The 13,207-nt window shown below is 59.8% G+C and carries 13 protein-coding genes; 3 read left to right on the top strand and 10 right to left on the bottom strand.

Annotated elements, in window-relative coordinates:
* Nucleotides 1–152: 152 nt before the first annotated feature.
* Entirely contained in the window at nucleotides 153–488 is a 336-nt protein-coding gene (locus JNL86_03110; GenBank protein MBL8041890.1) for a hypothetical protein, read from the top strand.
* 101 nt (nucleotides 489–589) lie between these two features.
* Here JNL86_03110 and JNL86_03105 read toward each other — a convergent pair whose 3' ends face one another.
* The 3 genes from JNL86_03105 to JNL86_03095 form a co-directional block, all read right to left on the bottom strand.
* Nucleotides 590–1,069 carry a hypothetical protein gene (locus JNL86_03105; GenBank protein ID MBL8041889.1) on the bottom strand — a complete coding sequence of 160 codons (480 nt, stop codon included), beginning with the start codon at nucleotides 1,067–1,069 and terminating at the stop codon, nucleotides 590–592.
* Nucleotides 1,070–1,353: 284 nt separating this feature from the next.
* A complete protein-coding gene (locus JNL86_03100) occupies nucleotides 1,354–2,919 on the bottom strand; it encodes a fused MFS/spermidine synthase (protein MBL8041888.1) in 1,566 nt (521 codons plus the stop codon).
* A gap of 64 nt (nucleotides 2,920–2,983) precedes the next feature.
* Nucleotides 2,984–3,394 (bottom strand): CBS domain-containing protein, encoded by a 411-nt coding sequence (locus JNL86_03095; protein MBL8041887.1) that lies wholly within the window; start codon nucleotides 3,392–3,394, stop codon nucleotides 2,984–2,986.
* Nucleotides 3,395–3,583: 189 nt separating this feature from the next.
* On the opposite strand from JNL86_03095, the gene JNL86_03090 reads away from it, so the two are divergent.
* On the top strand, nucleotides 3,584–4,903 hold the full coding sequence (locus JNL86_03090; protein ID MBL8041886.1) for a UDP-glucose/GDP-mannose dehydrogenase family protein: 1,320 nt from the start codon (nucleotides 3,584–3,586) through the stop codon (nucleotides 4,901–4,903).
* Nucleotides 4,904–4,923: 20 nt separating this feature from the next.
* On the opposite strand, the gene JNL86_03085 is transcribed toward JNL86_03090, so the two are convergent.
* The 7 genes from JNL86_03085 to JNL86_03055 all read right to left on the bottom strand — a co-directional run bounded on the left by JNL86_03085 (nucleotide 4,924) and on the right by JNL86_03055 (nucleotide 11,739).
* Nucleotides 4,924–5,634: a HEAT repeat domain-containing protein gene (locus JNL86_03085; GenBank protein MBL8041885.1), complete on the bottom strand. Its 711-nt coding sequence runs from the start codon at nucleotides 5,632–5,634 to the stop codon at nucleotides 4,924–4,926.
* 20 nt (nucleotides 5,635–5,654) lie between these two features.
* Nucleotides 5,655–6,416, bottom strand: a complete 762-nt coding sequence (locus JNL86_03080; protein ID MBL8041884.1) for a HEAT repeat domain-containing protein — start codon at nucleotides 6,414–6,416, stop codon at nucleotides 5,655–5,657.
* Nucleotides 6,409–7,509, bottom strand: coding sequence for a HEAT repeat domain-containing protein (locus JNL86_03075; protein ID MBL8041883.1), 1,101 nt, complete (start codon nucleotides 7,507–7,509; stop codon nucleotides 6,409–6,411). Before JNL86_03075 ends, JNL86_03080 begins: the two co-directional genes overlap by 8 nt.
* A gap of 9 nt (nucleotides 7,510–7,518) precedes the next feature.
* The gene (locus JNL86_03070) at nucleotides 7,519–8,718 is read right to left on the bottom strand and encodes a HEAT repeat domain-containing protein (GenBank protein MBL8041882.1); all 1,200 of its coding nucleotides are present in this window, start codon (nucleotides 8,716–8,718) and stop codon (nucleotides 7,519–7,521) included.
* A gap of 133 nt (nucleotides 8,719–8,851) precedes the next feature.
* Nucleotides 8,852–10,222: a HEAT repeat domain-containing protein gene (locus tag JNL86_03065; protein ID MBL8041881.1), complete on the bottom strand. Its 1,371-nt coding sequence runs from the start codon at nucleotides 10,220–10,222 to the stop codon at nucleotides 8,852–8,854.
* Nucleotides 10,203–10,661: a hypothetical protein gene (locus JNL86_03060; protein ID MBL8041880.1), complete on the bottom strand. Its 459-nt coding sequence runs from the start codon at nucleotides 10,659–10,661 to the stop codon at nucleotides 10,203–10,205. Before JNL86_03060 ends, JNL86_03065 begins: the two co-directional genes overlap by 20 nt.
* A gap of 34 nt (nucleotides 10,662–10,695) precedes the next feature.
* Nucleotides 10,696–11,739 (bottom strand): alkaline phosphatase family protein, encoded by a 1,044-nt coding sequence (locus JNL86_03055; protein ID MBL8041879.1) that lies wholly within the window; start codon nucleotides 11,737–11,739, stop codon nucleotides 10,696–10,698.
* A gap of 189 nt (nucleotides 11,740–11,928) precedes the next feature.
* Here JNL86_03055 and JNL86_03050 point away from each other — a divergent pair, with 189 nt between their 5' ends.
* Complete coding sequence (locus tag JNL86_03050; GenBank protein ID MBL8041878.1) at nucleotides 11,929–13,206, top strand: hypothetical protein; 1,278 nt, start codon at nucleotides 11,929–11,931, stop codon at nucleotides 13,204–13,206.
* Nucleotide 13,207 lies beyond the last annotated feature (1 nt).

Here is a 13,207-nt window from a genome sequence, read left to right as displayed (position 1 = left end):
TCCGACTTCACTCCCCAGCGACAACAGACACTTCCCTGGCTTTCCCCGCTCGACCGCTGTAGACTTTAAATAGATATGTGGCATGCGTCGGCCACTGCGCTCACGTGGACACGCTGCGCCGTGATGTCCCATCCTCTCAACGGGAGGACCAAATGAGAAGTTTTACTCGCCTCATACTGCTTGCGGGCCTAGCTCTCGCCGCGTCCCCAGCCTATGCCATGACCGATCCTGGCGATATCGGGACCGTGATAGAAAGTTTCGTGACTCGGCAGTTTCCGGATGCCGCCAGTCACTTCTGGATCGTGAACGACACCCAATGGGACGGCGATGAAATAATTGTCGATATGAACGCCATCGTGACAGAGCGGCGACAGACTCCCCCGACGGAAAGTCGCTTCCTGCTGCTGATCGTGGAGGGACAGATCAAGGGGATCCAAAGCATCCCGCTGGATACGGCTGCTGAATGCCAGAAGGAACAAGAAGTGTAGCCGGGCGCTTCGCTCTCGCCACTATGATGGCAAAAATGCCAACGCCCCAACTGCATCACTGCAGTTGGGGCGTTGTACTATGAACGACTATCGGAAATGAACTACTTGATCATGACGAGCTTGCCACCGACATGCGCCGGGTGCAAATGGCAGCGATAGGTCAAGGTATTCCCCTGGGTCGCATTGAACATATCACTGGTCGGAACTCCGATATACTTCGTCTCGCCCGGCTTGAGCACCACTTCCGCCTTCATCACAAACGGCGAAGCAGCATTCACAGGATCGGTCATCTGGAACCCATGATCAGCAGACGAATTGTTCGTAACTTTCAACACCACGGGCCGACCTGGCCGCACCTTGAAATCAATCACAGTCACCGGCGGATACCACGCCTTCATATTGCCGATTTCGACGGCGTATAATTCCGCATCCACAATCAATTCTTTAAACGGTTGGCCAACGACAGAACCGGTATCTAAATCACCGATTTCGACACCGCCAGCTTGCAGCGCGTATGCGCCTGATGCCCCAGCCACCAGCATGACCAGGCCGAAAAATACTGCCACCATCGTCTTACCCATGACCTACCTCCTTAAAGAGATTAAGAAGAGATGCGATTAGGTTGGTAAATAATGACCACCGCGCGCTGAACTTTCTGCTAGACACTCCGCCCAGAAGGCTAGCCACAACTGCTCGAATGTGTCCTAAGTAATAGGCTAATGAGCGACACCTTATAGCACAGGGATTTAAAAGGAAGCAAGAAAGTTTCACAGGCGACCAAGGGGGCCACTGGAGAGGAGCGCATACCTTGCGCCCATCAAGCCATGAAGCAGAATAAACTTGGCGTTTCAATGGTTTGTGACGATCATCGACTGTCCGGCGCCATTTCCACCGCGTGGGATCCGATCAAGAGATCGTAGGGGGTGTAGTCGTCGGTCAACTGTAAACCCGGCGACCAGGGCGTGGTCCGACGGGCAGCCAAGAGCGCGGCCGCCTCCAGCGGCAACCGTCTGGCTTCTACCTGCGATTGGATCCGCTGCACGAATTCGTCGTACGGCATGGTATCGATTGGACCGCCGCCGAAAAAAATCAGATTCTCCGCCGTGGTTTGATGGGCCCGCCACGGGCCCTTTACACCAAAGGATTCAATCTTCGGGAACGCCGTCTTCAGCGTCTGCACCACCGCACTCGCTCGCTGCAGATCCCCTCCTTCGCCGGAAGAGGCCAGATTGAGCGCCAGCACCCCGTTAGGATTGAGTCGCGCCCTGAGCTCCGAAAAGAATTCCACGGTGGTCAGATGAAAAGGAATCAGATGCCGAGCAAACGCATCGACCCAGATGATGTCATAAGTCGCCTTCGTGTCGCGCAGGAACACGCGAGCATCCTTCACCCACACATGGTGATTGGCCGGGGGGCGATACTCGAAATACTGCTCCGCCATCCGCACCACGACGGGATCAAACTCAACGACGTCCAGCTCCATCTCCGGCCAGGACTGGGCCAGCCACTTTGCCAGTGATCCCCCCCCATGCCCTAAGATGAGTCCCCGCTTGGGTTCTGGAGTCAGCGCCACCGCAGCAACCATCAGCTGACTGTAGGGAAGAAAGAGGGTGTGTGGATCGGCACGCCACATCACGGCATGCCACGTACGGTCGAGGACCAAATACCGAAACAGATCGTCGTCCCGCACGCGCACCTGCTGATAAGGACTATCCTCCTGGTACACCAACCCCGCTACCGGAGGAGCCTGACCAAACAATTGCCACCCCAGAATCAACAAGCCGGTCAGGGCGATCCCCGTAAACCTGATCACTTTGCCGCTCCCCTGCTGCAACCACAATAGGCCCAACAGAAGTTGGATCACCCCCAAAGATGCCACGAGCGTCTGGGTCCCCAACCACGAGAGAAGAAAAAATGCCGTCCCCCATGTCCCTGCGAGACTGCCGACGGTCGAGAGCGCAATCATGCTGCCGGTGTGTCGCCCCAGATACCCCATGTCGACAACGGCCAATCGGAGCAGGGCAGGCATCACCCCGCTCAAGCCGAACGCCGGTGGAGCAAGCAGCACACAGGCCGCAAAGCTGGGGCCCCATCGAGGGTCTTCGATCAGCTTGGCGACTTTGAAAATCGCAACCTGCCCCAGCCACGACATCAGCAGCGTCCACGCACCTGATCCCAGGAGGAGCCACGCCAGCACCGCGGCAACACGATACCGATCCGATGCCCAGCCACCAAACGCATACCCGGAACTCATGGCCGCAAGAATCACCCCGATTAACGCGCCCCACACGAACAAGGAATTCCCGAAGACCGGAGCGAGTAAGCGACTCCCCAAAATCTCGAGCGCCATGACAATCGCGCCCGTTACCATCGCCGTCGCAAGGAGAAACAGACGTGAAACGGGCGTAGCGGCAGGTCCCTGAGCCATCATCGGCGAGGAGCCACGGAACACCACGTGGGGGAAGGAGATTGTCCGGGGTCTTGTCGAACCATCGCTATACCGTGCCCCAGTTTTTGAAGTATCGCAGCAAATCGCGCACGGAGATCATGCCCACCACCCGCCCTTCCTCGGTGATGACCAGGTGCCGGATGCCTCGCTCAGCCATCAGGTCGCTCGCCTCATGGGCCGACTGAGCGATGTCGATCGTCATGACGGGCGTGCTCATCACAGAGCGAGCCAACACCTGCTCGGCTGACGCCCCGCTGGCCATGGCTTTCCGGACGAGATCGGCCTCGCTGACGATTCCGAGATAGTCACCGCGGTCGGCAACCAGCATTGCCCCGACTCGGGCATCACGCAACCGCTGCGCCACCACCAGCAAGGAATCATCAGGATGCACCGTGTTGGTGATAGGGCGCATCATCATCGCCAAGGGTCGCTGAATCGGTCCGCTTACCGCCGCCATCTGTCAGCATCTCCTGCGGAGAGGCCCGAATTCTACTGAAGTGCACCACAATCTGCAATTCACCTCGACGGCTCGTCTCGCAAAAACCCGCGAGACGATTGCTCGGTTTCCCGGGCATTGTTATACTACCGGCTCTACACGAGTACTCACCAAACGGCTCGCGGCTGTTCTTCAAGAGGAGATGCATCCATGCATATTAGTGTGATTGGAACGGGCTATGTCGGCTTGGTCACCGGGGCCTGCTTTGCGGAATTCGGGGTGAACGTGACCTGTATGGACACAGACGCACGCCGAATTGCCAAACTCGAAAAGGGCGAAGTGCCCTTTTTCGAACCCGGCATCGCCGAACTGGTCGCCAAGGGCATCAAAGAAGACCGACTCCATTTCACCACCGATATTGCCAAAGCCGTCGACAAAGCGCTGGCCATCTTCATTGCCGTCGGAACTCCCCCGAAATCCGATGGGTCAGCCGACTTATCCTACGTGGAAGAGGTGGGACGCGGAATTGCGAAAAATATGACCGGCTATAAGGTCATCGTCACCAAGTCCACGGTTCCTGTCGGCACCGGCGAAAAGTTGCGCGAGGTCATTAAGGCCAATCAAACCGGCCGGTTCCGGTTCGACATCGTGTCCAATCCGGAATTCCTACGGGAAGGCTCCGCCATCGAAGACTTCATGCGACCCAATCGCGTCGTCATCGGCGCGGATAGCGAACAGGCTGTCGCCATCATGAAGGACCTCTACCGTCCGTTGTATCTGCTCGAAACGCCAATCGTGGTCACGGACATTCCGACCGCCGAAATGATCAAGTACGCGTCCAACGCCTTTCTCGCCGTCAAAATCTCTTTTATCAATGAAATTGCGACGGTCTGTGAAAAGGTGGGCGCAGACGTGCAGATGGTGTCTAAAGGCATGGGGCTCGACAATCGCATCGGGAACAAGTTTCTGCATGCCGGCCCAGGATTCGGCGGGTCCTGCTTCCCGAAAGATCTCGCAGCGCTGGTGCAAACCGGCGAGCGCGTGGGTTATCCGTTCCAGATCGCCGGCGCAGCCGCTAAGGTGAACTATGAACAGCACCTGCGCATGGTGCAGAAGGTGAAGGATGCCTGCGGAGGCGTGAAAGGCAAGACGCTCGGCGTCTTGGGCCTGTCGTTTAAACCCAACACGAACGACATGCGTGAAGCCCCGTCACTGACCATCTTGAGTGAGTTGATGAAGGAAGGGGCGACGATCCGCGCCTATGACCCGGCATCGATGGAGGAATCGGTCAAGCTCTTGCCCGGCATGGTTGCCTGCCAGGATACGTATGACGTCGCGGAAGGCGCCGATGGCCTGATCATCATGACTGAGTGGAATCAGTTCCGAAATCTCGACTTCGAACGGCTCAAGAAATCCCTGAAGGAACCGCTGCTGCTCGATCTGCGCAACACCTACGAATCTGATCGCGTAGTGGCCTACGGCTTCCGCCACGTCTCGGTCGGTCGCACGACCAAGAATCCGGCCGCCTAACGGCGGCCGGACGGCCACTCTTAACTTAACAACTTCGCCGGTTCAGCCTGAGCGCTCTCCTTGGGCTTCGGTTTATAGCCCATCCGGTCGAGTACCTTCATAATCTTCGTCTTCAATCGATCATCCGCATCCGCCAACGCCGTCGCCAACGGTTCGACGGCCGGCTTGCCGATCTTGCGAATGATTTCGGTCGCCGACTGACGCACATCGTCTTCCTCGGCGGCCAACAAAGGCACCAGCGACGGCACAGCCGACCCGCCGATCTTGATTAACGAGTCATAGGCCCGTTGCCGCACATCCCCAACTTCGTCCGTGAGCGCCTCTACGAGCGGAACGACGGCCCGCGGATCCTTCAATTCACCAAGCACCTCAGCCGCATACTTACGATTGAGCCAATGTGAATCCTTCAAATCGATCAACATGGCATCGGCTTTGGCCGCATTCGGATCTTTCGCACGAATCCGGAAGCTTTTGGCGACCCGTTTGCCGCCTTCTTCCACGACCCGAATCGTGGCCCCGTCACCAGGCTTAATCTTAAGAAACTCTTCGAGCGCCTCGTCTCCCACATCAAGTACAACGGTCTTCCCGTCATACGCGAGCAACTCAACTTCCAACTGCTTGGCTTCAGGATTCACGGCCACCACTCGCTCCGTCACCAAGTTGAAGCCGTCTTTCTTGGGGCCGCCCTTCGGTCCGATCTGAATCAGTTTTACCTGTGCTTCTTCAGCCATAATAAAGTTCCTTTATCGGGTTATGACGAGGTCGCCTGTTTCCATCCCAAACTCGCAAGGACACCTTCGACGGTTTCCTGCACCATCGTATTTTCGTCTTCCAACAGGGGGAGCAGCGGTTCGATCGCCTGCTTCGCCCCGAGCCGCGCCAATGATTCGGCCGCGTTGCGGCGCACGAGCCAGTCCTCATCCTGCAGCGATTGGATCAACGCTTCGGCACTGCGGGGGTCGCCGATCTTCCCAAGCGCCTCGGCAGCATGACGCCGCACCATCCAATTGGGTCCGAGGAGCCCTTCAATCAACGCATCGACCGCGCGGGTATCGCCAATCTTTTTCAGGACCCTGGCCACGTCTTCACGCACCGTTCCATCACCGAGCGCCTCGATCAAGCCGGGCGTCGCACGCGAGTCACCGATCCGTTCCAACGCCCACACTGCCGCCGTCCTGACCGCCCCGTCCTTATCTTTGAGTGCTGCCATCAACGGATCCACGGCGCGGGAGTCGCGGAATCGGCCGAGTGCATTGGCGGCCTGCTCGCGGATCGCCCATTCATCATCGCGCAAGGCCTCCACCAGTTGATCGAACGCGACAGGGCCAATGCGCACCACCGCCGTCGCCGCCGCCTCACGAATGACGACATCCTCGTCCGCCATCAGGCCGATCAGTTGCGGAACCGCCTCGACACCCATTTGCCCAAGGCTCGCCATCGCATGGTCTCGCAGCGCTTCGTTGTCGTCACGTAGCGCGGCAATCAGTTGTGCAATTCGCTCGGCATCACTCATGATCCTCCGACTCCTCCTGTCCGACCGGCTGTTCGCCCTCAAGCGCCGCCAGCTTGTCCGCAATGAGGCCGGCGCTGTATGACACGATACCGTCCCGATCACTGCGCAACCGGTTGAACAGCTCGTTATAAGGACGCAAGACCTCAACGTCCTTGATCTTTGCCAATGCCTCGATAGCCATCACTCGTAGCGGCCTGATCGGAATGGCTTCGATATACAATTGTGCCGGGCGCGGGTCGCCGATGAGGCCCAACGATTTCACGGCATACTCCTTCACGCCGGTATCTTTATCCTTCTGCAACCGCTGCATGAGCGGTTCAACCGCGCGCACATCGCCGATTTTTCCCAGCAAATCCGCGGCGGCTTCGCGGATGAGCCAATCGTCGTCTTCCAAATATTCGATCAAAATCTCAACCGCCGGCCGGCCGATACCCAGCAGATCCATGACCGTCGCCATGCGAGCTTCTTCCCGTTCGCTGGCCCCCTCCACGTCGCGCAACGCGTGAAACGTCGCATCGATCCGGTCCCGAACAGCACTCAGCTTCTTCAGCGTCCGCACGGCAATTTCACGCACCGCCGGAGAGGCCATGGCGTCGATCAACCCATCGGCTGAACGCGGATCGAGCAAATGTTCGAGAATCGTCGCCGCCGTCGTCTGCGCATCCTCGTCCGGATGCTTCAACATGTCGCACAGGGGGGTGATGGCATTGGGAATCACGCCCAAAAGTTGTCGAACGCGGTGACGGACATCCTCATCGGGCGATTCGTGAAGATTGCGCACCAATCCCGCGGCAGTGTCGTCGTCCAAATTGCCGGCCATCTGCTCAAGTGCGGCAAACGCGGCCTGCCGGACCGTCTCCTCAGGATCCCGAATCAACGCGACCAGAGCCACACCCGCGGCCGGATCCTTGATGCGCGACAACATCGCCGCCGCTTCAACACGAAGTGGCACATCGCCGGTCTGCAACGCCTGCGTCAAGGCGTGGACTGCCCGGGGACCGCCGGCCAGGCAAGCCGCCGTGGCTCGCATACGCCGCCATTCCTCTTCATGCGTCAACTCGGAAACTAAGGTATCGATCGATTCCTTGGACATCGTAATGTTCTAAACTCGCCCGGCTCGCCAGCCGACAGCCGTGAGTGTTTCCCGCACATGGTACCGAACGTTTTCGTCCTGCTCTTTGGCCAACATCGGCAAGAGAGAAGGAATCACGGTCGGGCCAAATTTCGTCAATGCCGCCGCCGCTTCAGACCGCGTAATCGTATTCCGCAACGCGATGATCAAGGACGGAATCGCCACCGCATCGGCGATCATGCCTAGTGCACGAGCGGCCATTCCCATGGTGGCCATTTCGTCCGTCCACCCATCGGCACAAGGAGTCGCCGAATCCCTCGGCTCCCCAAGCGGCACGCCCTCGACCACACGACGCAGCAGCGGCACCACACGACGATCACCGATATGGCCAAGAGCCTCGACGGCCAACAACCGCAGCCCCGGCTCCTTCATCGCCACCACCAGGTAGTCGACGGCGCGCACATCCCGAATCGTGCCCAGCGCCTTGACGACATCCTCACGAATCGCCGAATCCCGCTCATTGAACAGGGCACGAAGCAGCGGGTCGACGGCATCCGGAGACTTCAGCTTACCCAACGCCTCCACCGCATGAAGACGTACCAACCAGTCCTCATGCTGCAGCGCCTCCACCAGTCCGGCGACAGCGGCTGCGCCGATAGTCGCCAATGCACTGGAAGCCTCCTCCCGCACCGCCTTGACCTTGTCCTGCAAGAGCGGCATCAGGGCAGGAATGGCTTGCGCATCACCGATTCGCCCCAGCCCTTTGGCCGCGTGCATCCGCACGATCCAATCGCGGCTACCCAAGGCCTGCATCAGGGGCATCAGCACCCGCGCGTCGGCCAGCGATGCGAGAATCGCCGATGCCGCCTCCTGGACTTGCAGGGCCGGATCCGTCAAGCATCCGGAAAGCGCCGGAACCGATACGGCCCCCAGTGCAGAAAGCGCCCCGACGGCCGCCTCACGCACCGCACGGTCCGGATCGCGCAGCGCTTTCGTGAGCGGAAGGACTGCTCGCGCATCCTTCAGGCCACCCAGCAGGGTCGCCGCCTCCTCACGAATCGCCCAATCCTCATCCGACAATGCGGCGATCTGCTCACTGACCGTGTCGGCCATGGTACCTCGGCATCCGATGGGGCCATCGACCTTCGCGTAGCATTCGGCTGCAGGGGACTGATCGAATTGCCCGAGCGCCGGCTGCAAGAGAGGACCAGTGGCCGCAGAGCGCCTCATACACGTCCCTGCTCGCCTGCTTCAACTCGGCCTCACACCAGTTCCACGAGCCCCATCGACACGGAAGGAGAAGAAACGGCAGGAGCGCCTGATGCTCAGAATCGGCAAGGCCATTGCGAAAGCCCCGTGGTTGTTACCGTACCGATCCTTTCGCGAAATCTCCGCTCGGACCGAACCGCCCGATATCCCCCAAGGGGCGATCGACGCGAAGATTGTCGGCCTGACTGGAATCCACCGAGGTCTCTTCATCGGGAGGCGTCCATCCCAGGTGCTCCAATGTTTCCACGACCAATAACCGCAGAGAGTCTTTGGCCGTCAACCGGACCGAGGCATAGGACAATACCCGTTCGCCTTCGGACTCAACTTCGGAGGCTTTGGGATCGTAGAGGAATGAAATCAACGGTTCGATCGCGGAGTCGCCGATCAGCACCAACGCAGAGGCGGCCTTCTCACGCAAGACGCCGTCCTTCAACAGCATGATGAGGTCGGGAATCACTCGCGGATCGCGAAAATGTCCGAGTGCAGTGGCGGCCGCCTCCTTGATGAACGCATCCTCACTCACGATACATCCGGGAGTCGGTGTTCCATCCTGGCGCACCCCTTTGCCCTTGAGCGCCGCCAAGACGGCAGGGAGGGCGCGGGGATCGCCGATCATCCCGAGCGACGCAATGGCATGACGCTTCACGGCACCGTCCTTCATGGCTTCCAACAGCCCATCGATCGCGCGAGGGTCACCGATCATGCCCAAGGCAATCGTGGCATCTTCGCGCACGGCACGGTCCGGATCTTTGAGTGCTTCGATCAAGGCATCAACGACGCGTGGCTCGCGAACCCAACTCTTGCCGATTTGATAGTCCGTCGTCATCCCGCCCAGGGCGCGAGCCGCATGGCAGCGCACGACGAAATCCTTATCCTTCATGGTCTCGAGCAGCAGATCGACTGAGGGCTGACCGATGGCCACCAACGCGATCCCGGCCGTCTCACGCACAATCTTCGACGAATCCCGGAACAGCTTGATCAAGACGGGAATCGCCTTGGCATCACCGATTTTCCCCAACGCCTCCGCGGCAGCACTTTTCACGGCGCCGTCCCGATCCCGGCAGGCAAACACCAGCCCGTCGACCGCGCGTGCATCGCGCAGATCGCCACAGGCTTTCGCCGCATGCTCCCGAACGCGCCACCGCTCATCTTTCAAGGCTGTCAGCAGACGATCCAGTTGACCCGCTCCGAGCGACACCACGGCCGCAACCGCTTCGTTGCGGACCTCCATGATCGGGTCATTGAAGAGCGCAATCAACGCTTCAAGGGCCTTCGCGCCGCCGATCTTCGCCACCCCCCAACCGGCGCGCGTCCGCACGGACCAGTACTCGTCGCCACAGGCGCCGATCAGCGCATCCAGCGTCTTCGGGTCCGCCAACTGCGCAAGGGACTTTGCGGCCTCTTCGCGGGTGGCATCGTCCGGATCTTCGAGGGAATCCAGCAAATCATCGAGTGCCTGTGCCATCACCTACCTCATTGTTTCCATAATAGGCGTCACGTTGACCGCCATGGGGATAGGTACGCTTGCACCGTACCACCAGGGTCTGCGTCCCGCGGCCCTCCACACATTGATCGAGTGACTTGGAGTATTCCAGTTTCCCATCCAAACTCACCGTGAAGGGAAAGTCGAAGGTAAAACTGATGAACTTGTATTGTCCTGGCTTGAGTTTCAACTCACGCGTTTCTGTCGTACGATAGGCATCCGAGGTTTCAGGGTCCAACACCCAGAGCGGCGGCGTGATACCAGGCACCTGCCACCACGATTGCGGCACCAGCGGAGTCGGATCGATCGTGATGGCGTGCTCCTTCGTATAGGCTGGGGGAGGGCCGGCGGCCAGAAGTTGTTCCGAATACCCCACCAGACCGGTCAGGATCAGGACCACCATGAACGCCGACCGCCCCATGAGAGATCTATGCGACGCTGTATACATCGGTCCTCTATTGCAGGAGTGGGCTGACAGGAGCCGCCGTGAATGCCGTCTTGAAAATCTCTTCGACGGGGTGGCTCTCCCATTCAGTATAGGTGGTAAGTCCGAGCGCGCGCATGACGGTCGCACCGGTATCGATGATCGACACCGGCTGACGGATCGCATAACCCGCCTTGATCCCGACGCCGGATGCGATCCAGGGCACTACCGGAACGGCAGCCGCCTGCTCGCTGCCCACCTCACCGGAGGAGAATTGCGTCTCCCCGAAGGCGCTCAACGAAGTGGCGAAGATGGTCGTCCGCTTGATCAAACCCAGTTCGCGGTATAAATCGAGCACCGTCCCCATCGCCTTATCCACGGCCTTGAGGGCATCTTTGTACGCAGCCGATTTCCACCCCTGCGCCTCACCGACACGACCGGGTGCCGGCAAATGCACCACCAGGAGATGGGGCAACGATGGGATGGCGTGACCATACCCGGAACCGCTGGTGGCCTTCTTGAAGTAGTCCCGCACGTACCCGACCAACCGGTCTGGGTTGCACTCGGCCCTCAGTGGCCCACACATCTGATAGTCGGTATACGGTTCCGGCTTGGCAAGCTGATAGAGGGACTCATCCATATAAAAAATGGCGCTGTCCCGCCCCCCGCTCAAGTCGAGATAGTCAAACACAGTCGGCGCGCGGGGGTATCCACGGCTGAATTCAAAGACATTCCAGGTGATGCCGTGTTTGGCAACCGGCATCCCCGTCACCAACGACGCCATCGTCGGCAAGCGACGCGCAGGCGCGACGGCAGTGGCCGACCAGGTGACAGATCCATCCTTCACCAGAGACGACAAGACGGGCATCACCCCACTCTTCAATGACTCCTGGCCGAGCCCTTCCAAGACAAACAGGATGACGTGTTCGGTTGCCGCTTCCGGTGCTGAAGGCGCACCGCCGCCACGCGCGGCCAAGGCCATGGATGATGTGGAGGAAAATACCAGGGTCAGGCCCAGAAACAGGGCCATACGAAACGCCGCCGCCGTGATAGAAAACGCGCGGATATCACTCATGAGCTGCCTCACCAGAGAATCGTGTAACAATGCGAAGAGAAAGTACCTTAGCACGCTGTTTTCCGGGAAGGCAAGGCGCGAACCGCGCCTCTCATAGCGCTCCAAGACGATCGATGCTATCCTGAATCTGAGGACACAATTCTCCCCGAATCAATACACCGGCAGCTCCCTCAGGTGCTGGGTACGCCCATGACCGACCACCAGCAGTTTCACCATCCCCACATCACCCCGCGCAGGTTTCTTCGAAAATTGGCGACCTCCACGCTCAGCAGCCTACTCACGCTCAATGTGGCACTCGTCGTGGCCTGGCCGACTGCGAGCCATGCCGACATTCGAGTCGTGACGGCCTCGGGGGAGCATCGTATGACCGATCGGGAAACGAGAGTGGATGCCATCCGGCTGGCAGGCGACCAAGCCAAACAAGACGCGTTGGAACAGGTGGCCTCCTATCTCGAACGCGTCACGATCGTACGAGATCTGGACGTCACCCGCGATGAACTGCGCAGCTATACCGCCGGGATGGTGCTGGTGCTCGATCAACAGGTAGGAACCAGGTTGGACGGTGAGGTCGTGGTGATCCACGTCGACCTGAAGACGCAAGTGGACACCGACGAGGTCGCTCAGGCTCTCGCCGCGCTGAAGCAGCAGGAAACCGTGCGAGACGAGTTGCTCGCGCTGAAGGCGGATATCGATCATCTGCAGCAGCAACTCGCCGATGCCAACCGAGCGCTGGCCCAAGCCCAGTCCCCCGAACAGGCCCGAGAGCTGAATCAGCAGCGCGCCCGCCTGCTCGATCAGGCGGAGTCGAACGCGATGGTGGCGCAAGCCTGGACCGATTGGCTCTTGATCGCACCATTTGCACAGCCCTATCCGGCAGCAGGCCTCGCCCATGTGCAAGGCCTCCTCGGCTTGGCCGGTCGGCTGAATCCCGACAATCCCCACCTCGTCGCAGCGCAACAGACGGTGACAACGAACACTCCTCCTGCCCCACCTCAACCGAAACAGCCGCCCGTTCCCCATACCGTCCCGTTTCTTCCCGGATACTACGTGGTTCCGCAATCGCCGGCTCAGCCCGATACCACTCCGTCCACCGACTCGCGACAACTTTCCAGCGTCTATCAACTCAATCCGCTGCTCCCCAACCCGACGGGCCAACCGGCCCAGCCAGGCAACGGCACCACCATTATCCAAGTCCACCCTCGGCCGGGAACCGGCGTGCCGCCCGTAAGTCGAGGCACAATGCCGACCTATCGGCAAGTCCCACCCCCCAACGGCCAGACGGGCCAGCCAACCTTGCACACCTATCGCGCCGGAGGAGCCTCTGGTTCACCCGCCGGCACACCGCCACAAATGCCGACCTTTCGTGGGATTCACCCGCCAAGCCTCCAACAGACTCCACCAGGCGGTTCATCCAGCCTGGTCCCCCAGCGCAACTCGCCCCCGGGCAACAACCAGGGAGGACAATGAG

This window comes from Nitrospira sp., assembly GCA_016788885.1.
Lineage (GTDB): Bacteria > Nitrospirota > Nitrospiria > Nitrospirales > Nitrospiraceae > Nitrospira_A.
Note: the sequence above shows the minus strand (reverse complement) of the source record. Positions and strands in the feature narration are given on the sequence as shown.